Consider the following 12,534-nt stretch of genomic DNA (forward strand, 5'->3'; position numbering starts at 1 on the left):
AGGCTGGAGCAATGACCACCGCCCCCGTCGCCCCGTTCCCGTGGGCCGACGTCTGGGGGCAGGAGGATGCGGTCGAGACGCTGCGGACCGCGGCATCCGATCCGGCGTCGATGTCGCACGCCTGGCTCATCACCGGGCCACCCGGTTCCGGGCGTTCGACGCTCGCATACGCCTTCGCCGCCGCGCTCATCTCGAGCGGGGCGGACGATGAACACACCATGCGGCAGGTGCTCGCCGGAACGCATCCCGATGTCACGGCCCTGCGCACCGACAAGGTCATCATCACGATCGCCGAAGCGCGCTCCCTCGTTGAGCGTTCGTACTTCGCTCCGTCGACCGGCCGCTACCGCGTGATCGTCGTCGAGGACGCCGACCGCATGGTCGAACGCACCTCGAACGTGCTGCTGAAGGCATTGGAGGAGCCGCCAGAGCGCACCGTCTGGGTGCTCTGCGCCCCGAGCGAGGCCGACCTGCTGCCGACGATCCGCTCGCGCGTCCGGTCGCTGCGGCTGCGCGAACCGGACGTGGCCGACGTGGCTCGGCTCATCACGCTGCGCACCGGCGTCGACGAGGCCACCGCCGAGCAGGCCGCCAGGCACGCGCAGCGGCACATCGGCATGGCGCAGCGGCTCGCGACGGACGACGCGGCGCGCCGCCGTCGCGACGACACGCTGCGGTCGGTGCTGGGCGTGCGCGGCGTGCGAGACGCCGTCGATGTCGCCGGCACCATCATCCAGGTCGCCACCGAGGATGCCAAGGCGCTGACGGCTGAGCGCGACGAAGCCGAGCGCGCTTCACTGCTGCGCACGGTCGGCGTCGCCGAGGGGCAGGCGGTACCGCAAGCCCTGCGCGCGCAGGTCTCCGCCCTCGAGGACGAGCAGCGCAAGCGCGCGACCCGCAGCCTGCGCGACGGGATCGACCGCGTGCTCACGGATCTGCAGTCGCTGTACCGCGACGTGGTCATGCTGCAGTACGGCCGCGGCGACGATCTGATCAATCGAGAACTCGCGCCCGAACTGAGTGCGCTCGCCGCCGACTGGCCGGTGGCACGTACGCTGGTCGTGCTGGACCACCTGACCGAGACCAGGGAATCGCTGGAGCGCAACGTCGCCGCGCTGCTGGCCTTGGAGAGCTTGCTCGTGACCATCGCGAGCGGGAGGAAACCGTGACCACTCGAATGACTTCTCGCCTGCGCCGCATCGCGGCCGCCACGGCTGCGCTCGCGGCGGCATCCCTCGTCCTGTCCGGATGCCTGTACGCAGCCATCCCCGAGGAAGCCGCGCCGCGGCCGTCCACGACGAAGGCACCCGACACCGACGGAGTCTCCGCGGACCTCCTGCCGTTCTACGGGCAGGAGTTGACCTGGGAGCAGTGCGGGGGCGGCTTCGACTGCACCTACGTCACCGCCCCGCTGGACTGGGAGAATCCGGGGTCTGGCGAGACGATCGAGCTCTCCGTCGTGCGCAACCAGGCGACCGGCACCGCGCTCGGCTCGCTGCTGACGAACCCGGGCGGACCCGGCGCGAGCGGCGTCGACCTCATCCGCGACAGCCTGGACTACGCGGTCGGCGCCGACCTGATCGAGAACTACGACGTGATCGGATTCGATCCGCGCGGGGTCGGCGACTCGACGGCCGTGGCGTGCTTCGACGCGGCGAACATGGACAAGTACCTGTACGACATCCCCTCGGCCCCTCGCGGCACGGCAGAGTGGGAGAACGAACTGCTCGGTGCGCACCAGGCCTTCGCCGACGCCTGCGATGCCAACAGCGGCGGCATCCTGCCGCACATCACCACCATCAACTCGGCCCGCGACATGGATCTGCTGCGTGCGGTGCTCGGCGACAAGCAGCTGAACTATCTCGGGTACTCGTACGGCACCTTCCTCGGCGCGACCTACGCCGAGTTGTACCCGGACAAGGCCGGCCGACTCGTGCTCGACGGTGCTATCGATCCGTCCACGCCTGGCCTCGAGGTCAGCACCACGCAGGGCATCGGATTCGAGTCCGCGCTGCGCGCCTACATGCAGTCCTGCCTCGATTCGGCGGAGTGCCCGTTCAACGGATCCGTCGACGACGCGATGACCGACCTCGGCGCGCTGCTGGCATCCGCCGATCGCAGCCCGCTCCCGAACGGCGACGGCCGCGAGATGGGCGCGGATTCGATGATGACCGGCATCATTGCGGCGCTGTATTCCCAGGACAGCTGGACGTACCTCACGCAGGGGCTCACCGAGGCCCTGCAGGGCGACCCCTACACGATGTTCGTGCTCGCCGACTTCTACAACGGCCGCGAGGAAGGCGTCTACATCGACAACTCCAGTGAGGCGTTCCGTGCGTACAACTGCATGGACTACCCGGTGGAGGACGATCCGGACGCCGAGGCTGCGGCCGAGAAGCTGCTCGCCGAGAAGGCGCCGACGGTCGCGCCGTACTGGTCCGGCCCGGATTCCTGCTCGGTCTGGCCGTACCCGCCGAGCGGCGCCCGTGAGGAGATCCACGCGGAAGGCGCCGGTCCCATCCTGGTCGTCGGGACGACGAACGACCCTGCGACGCCGTACGCATGGTCCGAGGCGCTGGCGGAGCAGCTCGAAGAGGGCGTCCTCATCACTCGGGTCGGCGAGGGTCACACCGGTTACAACAAGGGCAACAGCTGCGTCGACGATGCGGTGGAGGCGTTCCTGCTCGACGACACGGTCCCGGAGGACGGTCTGCGCTGCGAGTGATTTCGCGGTAGGCCCATCGACAGGGTAATATCGTTGATCGTGCCGCTGTTCGCAGCGCACGCCGCCTTAGCTCAGTCGGCAGAGCATCTCACTCGTAATGAGAAGGTCGTCAGTTCGATTCTGACAGGCGGCTCCAGAGCAAGACCCCGTTCTCCCAGCAGGGAGAACGGGGTCTTCTTCGTGGTACCGGCACCCCCATTGCGGAGTATACTCATTAATGAGGAAACTCCACGAGTGAGGTGATGAGATGGCTGGCCGCCGTGACCGCAACATGCAGGAGAAGCAGTCCCGCATCATCGCCGCAGCATCCGATCTCTTCGACGAGCGCGGATTCGCGGCGGTGACGACCCAGCAGATCTCCGATCGGGCCGATGTGGCCGCTGGCACGCTCTTCCGCTACGCATCGACCAAGGGCGAACTCCTCCTCATGGTCTACAACGAGCGCTACCGGGCGGTCATCGACGCGGGCGCGGGCCGCGCCGAGCGCGAGTCCGACGCGATCGCCGCAGCCTCGGCGTTCGTCGCGCCTGTCATCGACTGGGCTCAGCAGCACCCCGAGAACAGCACGGCGTACCAGCGCGAGTTGATGTTCGGCGGCGCGACCGAGAGCTTCCGTGCCGAGGGGCTCGCACTCGTCGCCGAGTTCGAAGCGGCGCTCGCGGCGCTGCTGCGCGCCGACCAGGAATCGGCGGCCGCACCCGCAGAGGATGACGGCGCACACGCAGCCGCGCGCGCGATCTTCGCGGTCGTGCACCTGGCCATCGCGCGCCTCGCATTCCAGCCGCACACCGCGGCGGATGCCGCACAGCTGCGGCGACAGATCGAACAGATCATCACAGGCTTCCGCGCCGAAACCCGCGCGGAAACGCAAGGGAAGGAACAGCAATGACCGACATCACGAATGTCACCGTGCTGGGTACGGGCGTACTGGGATCGCAGATCGCGTTCCAGACCGCTTACAGCGGATTCCAGGTGACCGCGTACGACATCAGCGACGAGGCTCTGGCCAAGGCGAAGGAGCGCTTCGAGGGACTGATCGACGCCTATCGCGCCGACGGCGTCGAGGGTGCCTCGGAAGGCAAGGGGGAGCAGGCGCTCGAGCGCATCCGCTACTCGGCCGACCTCGCGGACGCCGTGAAGGACGCCGACCTCGTCATCGAGGCGGTTCCGGAGGTGCTCGCGATCAAGCAGCAGACCTACGAGAAGTTGGCAGCCGTGGCGCCGGAGAAGACGATCTTCGCGTCGAACTCGTCGACCCTGGCGCTGAGCGATCTCAAGGACTTCACGGGTCGCCCGGCGAAGTTCATCGGTCTGCACTTCGCGAACCAGGTGTGGAAGTTCAACACCGGCGAGGTCATGGCCACGACCGACACGGACCCCGCCGTGTTCGACGCGCTGCTCGCGTTCGCCGCCGAGATCGGCATGGTTCCGATCCCGATCCGCAAGGAGAAGCCGGGCTGGCTGCTCAACTCGCTCCTCGTGCCGTTCCTCGACGCCGCGCAGGAGCTCGCGTTCGGCGGATACGCGGAGCCGGCCGACATCGACAACGTCTGGCGGATCGCCACGGGCGCGCCGAAGGGTCCATTCCAGATCTTGGACATCATCGGTCTCACCACGCCGTACAACATCTCCGTGAACGGAGACGAGCACCACCAGCAGATCGCCGCCTGGCTCAAGGAAAACTACATCGACAAGGGCAAGCTCGGCATCGCGACGGGCGAGGGCTTCTACACCTACGAGTGATCTCCGCGACGGCCCCGGCACCCATGCGGGTCCGGGGCCGTCGGCGTACCCTCGAGGTATGACCAGGGCTCTTCTCATCGTCGATGTTCAGAACGACTTCACGGAGGGCGGCGCGCTCGCCGTCGCCGGAGGGGATGCCGTCGCGGCCGCCGTCTCAGAACTCCTCGCAGAGCGGGCCGCCGAGTACGACGTCATCATCGCCTCGCGCGACTGGCATGATCCGGATGGCGACAACGGCGGACACTTCGCCGCCGAGCCGGACTACGTCGACACCTGGCCGGTGCACTGCGTCGCTGGAACGTCCGGCGCCGAGTACGACCCGCTGCTCGCGACGGATGCCGTGACGCACCACGTGCGCAAAGGGCAGGGAAAGCCCGCGTACTCGATGTTCGAGGGCGCGGCGGATGACGGCGAGACGGTCGCCGAGATCCTCACTGCGAACGGCGTGCTGACGGCCGACGTCGTCGGCATCGCGACGGACCACTGCGTGCGGGCATCCGCACTGGATGCGATCGCGCACGGCGTGCACGTCCGCATCCTCACCGGGCTCGTCACGGGGGTCGGCGAGGATTCCAGTGCGGCGGCGCTGGCCGAGCTCGCCCACGCGGGCGCCGAGCTGGTCGAAGACGAGCGCCCGTGACGCGCAGCGTCCTGCTCCTGCGTGCGGTGAACGTCTCTGGCCACAACCGCGTGCCCATGGCGCGGCTGCGCGAGGTGCTGGCGGAGGAGACGGACCTGACCGGGGTCAGCACGTACATCGCGAGCGGGAACATCATCTGCGACTCGCCGGCGGATGCCGCGGCATCCTGCATCCTGGTTCAGAAAGCGATCGCGGCGGGGTTCGGTGTGGACACGCCGGTGATCGCGCGCACGCATGCCGAGCTGGTCGCCTCTCTCGATGCGCAGCCGTTCGCGGACGGGCTCGACAAGTACGTGCATGCGATGTTCCTGGCCGGGGCGCCGACCGCGGGCGCGGTGCAGGTGCTGGAGGAGCGGCTGGTTCCGGGCGAGCGGCTCGCGCTGCTCGGACACGACCTCTGGATCGACTACGCGTCCGGTGTGCAGGGAACCAAGCTCACCAAGTCGGCATTCGACCGTGCGCTCGGTGTGGCAGGCACCGCCCGCAATCTGCGCACCGTCCGCACGCTCGCCGAGCTCACGGCATGACGGCGTATCCGGCGACGATCGGCGCTCCTGTCGAGCACGAGCTGGTGATCAAGAAGTCCCGCTTCATCGCGCACGTCTCTCCGGTGGCATCGCCCGACGAGGCGGATGCCGTCGTCGCCAGGGTCAAGAAGCAGTTCTGGGATGCGCGGCACAACTGCTCGGCCCAGGTCACCGGGACGCGGGGGGACCGGGCGCGATCGTCGGACGACGGCGAGCCGTCCGGTACGGCAGGCATCCCGATGCTCGAGGTCCTGCGGCGCCGCGAACTGACCGATGTCGTCGCCGTCGTGACCCGCTATTTCGGCGGGGTGAAGCTCGGGGCCGGCGGACTTGTCAGGGCGTACTCGTCGGCCGTCTCGGAAGCGCTGGATGCCGCGGTGATGCTGGATCGGATGCCCTTGTCGCAGGCAATCATCGCGGTGCCGCACAGCGACGCCGGTCGATTCGACAACCTGCTGCGCGACTGGATCACGGCGCATGCGGCGTCGCTCGGCGAGACGCGGTATGCGGCGGACGCCGAGTTCGAGGTGTGGGTGCCGGCGAGTGCGCTGACGATGCTCGAGGCCGACGTCGCCGCGTGGTCGTCCGGCGCGTGGCGGGCGGTCGCCTCCGGAGTCTCCCGCGTGGTCGACGTGCCGCGCTGACACGGGACGCCCGAAGTCAGGAGACCGTGCCTTCGACGACGTCGCTCATGGCCGAGGGAGGACTCGTCGAGTCGCGCTGCAGATCGACTCGCCGGGCGCCGCAATCGCCGCAGCGGACGTACACGACGAACCCATCGCTCGTCGCGTGACGGGATTCGACGATCCAGCCGTGCTCGTGGACGCGGCGGACGTCCGGGCGAGGGATCGGCCGAGTGTGCAATGAGGTCATGGAACCATCGTGATGTAATGGTCTTATGCATCTCAACCCTTACGGAGAGTACGCGGTGCTTCTCGCGGCATCCCTCGCGAACGACTGGCCGACGACTCGCGCCGGGATCGAGGAGCGCACGCGCGAGATGGGCATGACGATGGTCTTCCCCCCGGGGGCGGACGATCATGCCGCCGTGCGCGGTGTCATCGACGACTGGCTCGAGATCGTGGATGCTTCGGCGCCGGAGCAGCGTGCACTGCTGCTGAACGCGCAGATGGCGCAGGCCGCCGCGTACCCGCGTCTGACCGATCACGACGGCGAAGGCTGGCATCTGCACTACCGCGACGAGAACGACTCCTTGCCGTTCGTCCTGCGGGCGGTCATCAGCGTGGGCACATCTCTGCACCTGGCGACCAGGGGCATGAGCCGTCTCGGGCGATGCGCGGCCGAACCGTGCACGAACGTCGTGGTCGACGTCACGCGCAACGGTCGTCAGCGCTTCTGCTCCGTGCGCTGCGCGAACCGAGCCGCCGTGCGGCGGCACAGGGCACGGGCATGAATCAGATGGGCGGGCTCAGGCGTGCTGCCCGCGGTGCACGCCCTCGCCGATCTCCTCGATCACCTTCGTGTTGAACGCCGGCAGGTCGTCAGGAGTGCGGCTGGACACGAGGCCCTGATCGACGACGACCTCCTGGTCGACCCAGGCCGCGCCGGCGTTGCGCAGATCGGTCGCGAGACTCGGGTAACTGGTGATCGTTCGGCCGTTCACGACTCCCGCCTCGATCAGGATCCACGCGCCGTGGCAGATGACGCCGACGGGCTTGTGCTGTTCGAAGAACGCCCGGGCGAAGGCGATCGAGTCCTGGTCCATGCGGAGGTGATCGGCGTTCACGACCCCGCCGGGGAGCACGAGGGCATCGAAGGCATCAGCCGCGGCATCCGCGACCGGGGTGTCGACGGTCTGCACGTGCCCGTTCTTCCCGGTGATCTCATCGGGCTTCGGGGAGATCATGGTCGCGGCCGCGCCGGCGCCGGTCACCGCCTGCCACGGGCTCGTCAGTTCGCTGTCCTCGAATCCGTCGGTCGCCAGGAACGCGACGGAGGCGTCTGTGAGGTGGGTCATTGCAGCATCCTTTCCGGGAGTCGGATGTCCGTTCGTGGACGTCCCAACGCTCGCTCAGGGCGACGCGATCAGGGTAGGGGGTCGCGCCCCGCGGAAGAGAGTGATAGCGAGTCAGCGAGACCGGCGGTAGTGCATGGCGACCACGCCGTCGTGGAGCGGGCTCGCCGAGACCAGTTCGAGGCGTCGTGTGCTGGGCAGGCCGTGCTGATACAGCGTCGGGCCGTGCCCGGCGATCCTCGGGTGGATGAGGAACCGGTACTCGTCGATCAGATCCAATCGGTCCAACTCGGTCGCGAGTGCACCGCTGCCCAGGAGCACCCCGGCCGGAGTGCCGTCCTTGAGCTGCTGCACACCGGTGCGCAGATCGCCGGTGATGCGATGACTGTTGGCCCACGGGAAGTCCGTTCGCGTGGACGACACCACGTACTTCGGCTTGGCGTCCAGCTTGACAGCCCACTCGCGCAGCGCCGGAGGCGCCTCTTCGCCGCCGCGGGCGATCGCCGGCCAGGCGCTCTCCATCAGTTCGTAGGTGACGCGGCCCCAGAGCATCGCACCGGCCTCGTCCATGAGGCGCGTGAAATACGCATGGGTCTCGTCGTCGGCGATTCCCTCTTCGTGATCGACGCACCCGTCCAGGGTGACATTGATGCTGAACGTCAGAAGTCCCATGACGGGAGCTTAGGCCCGTGGTCCGCACGGCGGGGGCGTGGTTCGCATCGTGCGGACGGCAGGCGGCGGTCCGCACGAACCGCCGCCTGCCGTCGAAGAGTCGTCGGTCAGCTCATCGCGGGCTCTTCATCCCGATCGGATGCCGAGACATCCGCGGTCCCAGAGCGACGGAAGAACGCCAGCGTCAGCATCCCGCCGATGAGAGCGACCGCGGCCGACCCCAGGAAGGCCGCGGAGTATCCCTCGGTGAGAGCCGGCAGATCTCCGATCCGGTCCGCGCCGAACGAGGCGGCCACGGCCGTCATCGTGGCCAGCCCCAGGGCCGATCCGACCTGGTAGCTCGTGTTCACGATGCCGGACGCCAGTCCGCCTTCTTCCGGGCGGGCCGCCGAGATCGCGGTGCCGAGCGAAGGAATGAAGGCGAGCGACATCCCGAGCGCAGCGACGAGCGATGCCGGCAGCACGTCGACGAGGTAGGTTCCGTCGGGGCGCACCATCGACAACCAGCCCAGCCCTGCTGCCAGCAGCAGGAGGCCGGCCACGATCGGCATCTTCATTCCGAATCGTGCGATCACCCGCGGTGCGAGGGCGATCATCGCGAGCATGACAAGGGCCGTCATCGGCAGCAGAGCGGCGCCACTGGGGAACGCGCTGTAGCTGAGCACCTGCTGCAGGTACAGATTCAGGAAGAACCACATCGGGATCCAGGCGCCGCCGAGGAAGAACTGGGCGACGTTCGCCGCCCCCAGGCGTGGCGCACGGAAGATCGACAGCGGCATCAGCGGATTGCGCGACCGGGCCTGGATGACCAGGAACAGCGCGATCAGCAGGACGCCACCGCCGACCGCGATGAGCGTCTCGAGCGAGCCCCAGCCGGCCTCCGGTGCGCGGACGATGCCGTACACCAGTGCTCCGAGTCCGAGGGTGGCGGTCAGAGCGCCGAGGATGTCGATGCTTCCGCGCGCTCCGCCCGAGCCACCGGGAAGGAGCGAACGGGCCGAGAAGATCGCGATGATCGCCACCGGGATGTTGACGTAGAACACCCACGGCCACGATGCGTACTCGGTGATGAGTCCGCCGAGGAACACCCCAGCGGTGCCTCCGGCCGGCGCCGCCGCGCCGTAGAGCGCCAGCGCCCTGGTGAGTTCCTTGGGTGTCGCGCCGAACAGCATCATCAGCAGCGTGAGCGCCGATGGGGCGATCAGTGCGGCTCCGGCGCCCTGGATCACGCGCCCGCTGAGCTCTATCATCACATTGCCGGCGGCCCCGGCGACGACGGATCCCACCAGGAGGATCACCCAGCCGGTGACGAACAGGCGGCGCGCACCGAAGAGGTCCGACAGGCGGCCGCCGAGCAGCAGCAGGCCGCCGAAGGCGATGACGTAGGCGTTGAACACCCAGGAGAGGTTGCTCGGGGTGAACCCGAGATCCTCCTGCATGCGGGGGAGTGCGACGCCGATGATCGAGGTGTCCATGATCACCATGAACTGTGCGGCGGCGATGAGGCCGAGCGCCCACCATCGGCGGCGGCTCGGAGCGGGTGTGGTTGTGGTTGTCATGTTCCTGTCCGGTTTCGTGAGTGGTCTGCGTCAGTGGGCATGCGCGAGGTGCGCGGCGTGAACATCGGGAACGGTCGCCTCGGCATCCCGAGCCGCAACGTCAAGCACGAAGGATGCCGTGCGCACCGTCCCGTCGACCTGGAAGTCGAGATAGAGGAAGTAGCGCCCCGCCGTGGGCGCGACGGCGTGGAAGGCGATCTCCGGGCCGGAGACGGCGCCGGGTGCGGGGTCGTCACCGAGGGCGTGCACATGCAGATAGGCGAGATCCCCGCGGCGCAGCGCGACGAGATGGCCGAATGCTCCGAGGTAGGGCTCCAGGCGCTGCACCGGCTGCCCGTCCTCCGTGATCGCGATGGTCAGGAGGCCGGCTTCGTCGGCGCGCAGCGCACCGTCGAGATGCACGTCGAAACGGTCGACGACGGCGTGCCGGCGTTCATCGCCGTCGATGGCGGGGTGGAAATCGCCTGCGACATCGATCGTGTGGCTGAGCGTGATCGGTGCCGCATCCTCTGGGCTCGTGTCGGCGAAGATCCGGTAGGTGCCGGCGGCGTCCCAGGTGATCGATGCCGTCCACATGCCTGTGGAGGTGTCGAGGTCCGGGTGCAGGTGCCGGTATTCCGAACCGTCGGTGCGCACAACGATCAGGTGGAGTGCTTTCCCGTGGCGTTCGGTGAACGCGGTGGCGGCGCTTCCGTCCGCCGTACGGACCGTGAAGGTCAGCGGTCCTGCTTCGCCCGCCTTCTGCGGTGCGGAGACGTCTGCGAGCAGATAGTCGTCCTGAGAGATCGACGTTCCCGTGTTTTCCATGATTCCTCCTCGATCGGGGTCTTCGAGGAGTAACTGTATACCCCCGGGGGGTATTCCGGATCAGTGGAGGAAATCGTGTCCCGAACCATTGGCGGGGCGACTCGTCGCTACCGACCGCCAGGTGGTGCCCATGCGCTCGTACGTGACGACCGCATGACAATTTCGGCAACGGACGTCGCATTTTTCGATCTCAGTGCTGATGACGCCGAGACTGAAACCGTTGCGCACGAGTTGCATGACGCCGTCCCGTTTGTCAGTGCCTGGCCGGTGATCGAAATCGAGGACGCGAAGATCTGAAACGCCGCAATCAACGCAGGGATGAACTGACAGATAGGCGGCGATGAAGGCAATCGCTTTGGCCTTTTGAGCGTCGGTACGCGCACGGATGACCGCGATATGGTGTTCCCGATTGCGGCGATAGTAGCGCCGCGACGACTCCCGATTGCAGTCCCGACAGACTTCCTGAAGTCCGTCGGTCCGCGCGGATTTGCGGTTGAAGTCCGAGAGCGCCTTCTCGACACCGCAGGTGCCGCATCGTTTACGCGCGGCGCGTGGGTCGGTCGAACCTGTCTCTGCCATGACTTCTCCGGGAACCGGTGTTTCGGAAGAAGATAGCGCCGGCCGCAGACATCATGTCTACGCGCCGGAATACGGTGGGCCCCGTGGGGCTCGAACCCACGACCCGCGGATTAACCTGCCACTTCGACTTTCGCCGCCATCCTCACGGATGTTCGTGGTCTGGACTGTCCCTTCACCATGGCTTTCGCTGTAGGTGCCACCCGTCCAGTCTCTACACCTTCCGGACTCGCGTCCGGCTTGGCTCGGGATTGCCATCTGGTCTCCCAGGAAGGGTTCCCCGACTTTGAGTGGTGTCATCCCCGAGGTTTCCCTCGAGGCGCTCCTATTGTGTTGAAGTCCGATGCTCTGCCAACTGAGCTAGAGGCCCGTTGTTCCATTCTAGGGGGCGGCTGAGGGCCGTCGGCGACACTGCTCGCCGACGGCCCTCTGATTGTCAGCGCATCCCCATGCGACTGATCCCACGCCGTTTCCTCCCCCGAGGACGGCGCGGCCCCGGCTCACTGCGCCGGGGGCATGAGGACCGCGTCGATCAGGTACACGGTCGCGTTCGCGGTCTGGACGCCGCCGCAGACGATGTTGGCGTCGTTGACCATCCACATGTCGCCTTCGCCGGTGACCTCGAGGTCGGCACCCTGCACGGTCGTGTGCGCGCCGGCGATGTCGGCAGGCTCGATCTGGCCGGGAACCACGTGGTACGTCAGGATCGACGACAGCGTGGCCGAATCCGTCTTGAGGCCCTCGATGGTCGCGGGGTCGATCGCGGCGAAGGCATCGTCCACCGGTGCGAAGACGGTGAACTCGTCACCGTTGAGCGTGTCGACGAGGTTCACGTCCGGGTTGAGCTGGCCGCTCACCGCGGCGACGAGCGTCTTCAGAAGCGGGTTGTTGGAGGCGGCCACCGCCACGGGGTCCTGGGACATGCCCTGGATCGATCCGTCGCCCTCCGGCACGGCCTCCGCATACGCCTCGCAGCCGGGGCCGACGAGGTTCGCGGCCGGATCCATCGTCTCGGGCGTCTCCGTCGTCTCCTCGGACGTCTCGGGCGCGCTGGGCTCAGACGGCTCTTCCGCCGTATCGCTGCTCATGGAACAGCCTGCCAGCACGAGAACGCTGGCGAAGCCGAGCGACAGTGCTGCGGTCATCTTCTTCTTGGTGCTGAACATCTCTCTACCTCCGGAGATCGGTGCCGCGGCCTTCCCGCGGCGTCACAGCTTCTTCGGAGCCTCTGCGGATTCGGATGGGACGGATCGGAAGAATCTTCCGGGCCAATCCGATCGAGGGGTCGGAGCCGAAGTACTCGCGACGGA

Annotated in this window: 15 protein-coding genes and 1 tRNA gene; 9 read left to right on the forward strand and 7 right to left on the reverse strand. The window is 67.6% G+C overall.

All coding sequences use genetic code 11. From position 1 onward, the window contains the following. Positions 1 to 11 precede the first annotated feature (11 nt). From ACI7YT_RS04640 to ACI7YT_RS04675, 8 genes are all read left to right on the forward strand, one after another. Entirely contained in the window at positions 12 to 1,169 is a 1,158-nt protein-coding gene (locus tag ACI7YT_RS04640) for a DNA polymerase III subunit delta' (RefSeq protein WP_406249300.1), read from the forward strand. A gap of 8 nt (positions 1,170 to 1,177) precedes the next feature. Further along, entirely contained in the window at positions 1,178 to 2,725 is a 1,548-nt protein-coding gene (locus ACI7YT_RS04645) for an alpha/beta hydrolase (RefSeq protein ID WP_406250493.1), read from the forward strand. 60 nt (positions 2,726 to 2,785) lie between these two features. Further along, positions 2,786 to 2,861 (forward strand) — tRNA-Thr (locus ACI7YT_RS04650). A gap of 111 nt (positions 2,862 to 2,972) precedes the next feature. Next, positions 2,973 to 3,614, forward strand: a complete 642-nt coding sequence (locus ACI7YT_RS04655) for a helix-turn-helix domain-containing protein (protein WP_406249301.1) — start codon at positions 2,973 to 2,975, stop codon at positions 3,612 to 3,614. Next, positions 3,611 to 4,468 (forward strand): 3-hydroxyacyl-CoA dehydrogenase, encoded by an 858-nt coding sequence (locus tag ACI7YT_RS04660; RefSeq protein ID WP_406249302.1) that lies wholly within the window; start codon positions 3,611 to 3,613, stop codon positions 4,466 to 4,468. Before ACI7YT_RS04655 ends, ACI7YT_RS04660 begins: the two co-directional genes overlap by 4 nt. 58 nt (positions 4,469 to 4,526) lie before the next feature. Beyond that, positions 4,527 to 5,108 carry an isochorismatase family protein gene (locus tag ACI7YT_RS04665; protein WP_406249303.1) on the forward strand — a complete coding sequence of 194 codons (582 nt, stop codon included), beginning with the start codon at positions 4,527 to 4,529 and terminating at the stop codon, positions 5,106 to 5,108. Next, positions 5,105 to 5,635, forward strand: coding sequence for a DUF1697 domain-containing protein (locus tag ACI7YT_RS04670; protein WP_406249304.1), 531 nt, complete (start codon positions 5,105 to 5,107; stop codon positions 5,633 to 5,635). Before ACI7YT_RS04665 ends, ACI7YT_RS04670 begins: the two co-directional genes overlap by 4 nt. Then, positions 5,632 to 6,279: an IMPACT family protein gene (locus ACI7YT_RS04675; RefSeq protein ID WP_406249305.1), complete on the forward strand. Its 648-nt coding sequence runs from the start codon at positions 5,632 to 5,634 to the stop codon at positions 6,277 to 6,279. The genes ACI7YT_RS04670 and ACI7YT_RS04675 overlap by 4 nt, the downstream gene beginning before the upstream one ends. 16 nt (positions 6,280 to 6,295) lie before the next feature. Here the strand turns inward: ACI7YT_RS04675 and ACI7YT_RS04680 are convergent, their stop codons facing one another. Next, positions 6,296 to 6,508 (reverse strand): hypothetical protein, encoded by a 213-nt coding sequence (locus ACI7YT_RS04680; RefSeq protein WP_406249306.1) that lies wholly within the window; start codon positions 6,506 to 6,508, stop codon positions 6,296 to 6,298. A gap of 25 nt (positions 6,509 to 6,533) precedes the next feature. Between ACI7YT_RS04680 and ACI7YT_RS04685 the strand changes: the two genes are divergently transcribed. Beyond that, positions 6,534 to 7,049, forward strand: coding sequence for a CGNR zinc finger domain-containing protein (locus ACI7YT_RS04685; protein ID WP_406249307.1), 516 nt, complete (start codon positions 6,534 to 6,536; stop codon positions 7,047 to 7,049). Between the two features lie 15 nt (positions 7,050 to 7,064). On the opposite strand, the gene ACI7YT_RS04690 is transcribed toward ACI7YT_RS04685, so the two are convergent. From ACI7YT_RS04690 to ACI7YT_RS04715, 6 genes are all read right to left on the reverse strand, one after another. Beyond that, entirely contained in the window at positions 7,065 to 7,613 is a 549-nt protein-coding gene (locus tag ACI7YT_RS04690) for a type 1 glutamine amidotransferase domain-containing protein (RefSeq protein ID WP_406249308.1), read from the reverse strand. A gap of 111 nt (positions 7,614 to 7,724) precedes the next feature. Continuing rightward, complete coding sequence (locus ACI7YT_RS04695) at positions 7,725 to 8,282, reverse strand: dihydrofolate reductase family protein (RefSeq protein ID WP_406249309.1); 558 nt, start codon at positions 8,280 to 8,282, stop codon at positions 7,725 to 7,727. A 107-nt stretch (positions 8,283 to 8,389) separates the two neighbouring features. Then, positions 8,390 to 9,841: an MFS transporter gene (locus tag ACI7YT_RS04700; RefSeq protein WP_406249310.1), complete on the reverse strand. Its 1,452-nt coding sequence runs from the start codon at positions 9,839 to 9,841 to the stop codon at positions 8,390 to 8,392. A 30-nt stretch (positions 9,842 to 9,871) separates the two neighbouring features. After that, on the reverse strand, positions 9,872 to 10,648 hold the full coding sequence (locus tag ACI7YT_RS04705; protein ID WP_406249311.1) for a hypothetical protein: 777 nt from the start codon (positions 10,646 to 10,648) through the stop codon (positions 9,872 to 9,874). 60 nt (positions 10,649 to 10,708) lie between these two features. Next, a complete protein-coding gene (locus ACI7YT_RS04710) occupies positions 10,709 to 11,227 on the reverse strand; it encodes a hypothetical protein (protein WP_406249312.1) in 519 nt (172 codons plus the stop codon). Between the two features lie 497 nt (positions 11,228 to 11,724). Then, positions 11,725 to 12,390, reverse strand: a complete 666-nt coding sequence (locus ACI7YT_RS04715) for a fasciclin domain-containing protein (RefSeq protein WP_406249313.1) — start codon at positions 12,388 to 12,390, stop codon at positions 11,725 to 11,727. Positions 12,391 to 12,534 lie beyond the last annotated feature (144 nt).

This window comes from Microbacterium sp. M (assembly GCF_045181065.1).
Taxonomy (GTDB): Bacteria; Actinomycetota; Actinomycetes; order Actinomycetales; family Microbacteriaceae; genus Microbacterium.

Coding starts and splice junctions, on each gene's coding strand:
- ACI7YT_RS04660 (WP_406249302.1), top strand. CDS start 3,611: ATGACCGACATCACGAATGTCACCGTGCTGGGTACGGGCGTACTGGGA.
- ACI7YT_RS04695 (WP_406249309.1), bottom strand. CDS start 8,282: ATGGGACTTCTGACGTTCAGCATCAATGTCACCCTGGACGGGTGCGTC.
- ACI7YT_RS04700 (WP_406249310.1), bottom strand. CDS start 9,841: ATGACAACCACAACCACACCCGCTCCGAGCCGCCGCCGATGGTGGGCG.
- ACI7YT_RS04705 (WP_406249311.1), bottom strand. CDS start 10,648: ATGGAAAACACGGGAACGTCGATCTCTCAGGACGACTATCTGCTCGCA.
- ACI7YT_RS04665 (WP_406249303.1), top strand. CDS start 4,527: ATGACCAGGGCTCTTCTCATCGTCGATGTTCAGAACGACTTCACGGAG.
- ACI7YT_RS04690 (WP_406249308.1), bottom strand. CDS start 7,613: ATGACCCACCTCACAGACGCCTCCGTCGCGTTCCTGGCGACCGACGGA.
- ACI7YT_RS04655 (WP_406249301.1), top strand. CDS start 2,973: ATGGCTGGCCGCCGTGACCGCAACATGCAGGAGAAGCAGTCCCGCATC.
- ACI7YT_RS04710 (WP_406249312.1), bottom strand. CDS start 11,227: ATGGCAGAGACAGGTTCGACCGACCCACGCGCCGCGCGTAAACGATGC.
- ACI7YT_RS04640 (WP_406249300.1), top strand. CDS start 12: ATGACCACCGCCCCCGTCGCCCCGTTCCCGTGGGCCGACGTCTGGGGG.
- ACI7YT_RS04645 (WP_406250493.1), top strand. CDS start 1,178: ATGACTTCTCGCCTGCGCCGCATCGCGGCCGCCACGGCTGCGCTCGCG.
- ACI7YT_RS04715 (WP_406249313.1), bottom strand. CDS start 12,390: ATGTTCAGCACCAAGAAGAAGATGACCGCAGCACTGTCGCTCGGCTTC.
- ACI7YT_RS04685 (WP_406249307.1), top strand. CDS start 6,534: ATGCATCTCAACCCTTACGGAGAGTACGCGGTGCTTCTCGCGGCATCC.
- ACI7YT_RS04675 (WP_406249305.1), top strand. CDS start 5,632: ATGACGGCGTATCCGGCGACGATCGGCGCTCCTGTCGAGCACGAGCTG.
- ACI7YT_RS04680 (WP_406249306.1), bottom strand. CDS start 6,508: ATGACCTCATTGCACACTCGGCCGATCCCTCGCCCGGACGTCCGCCGC.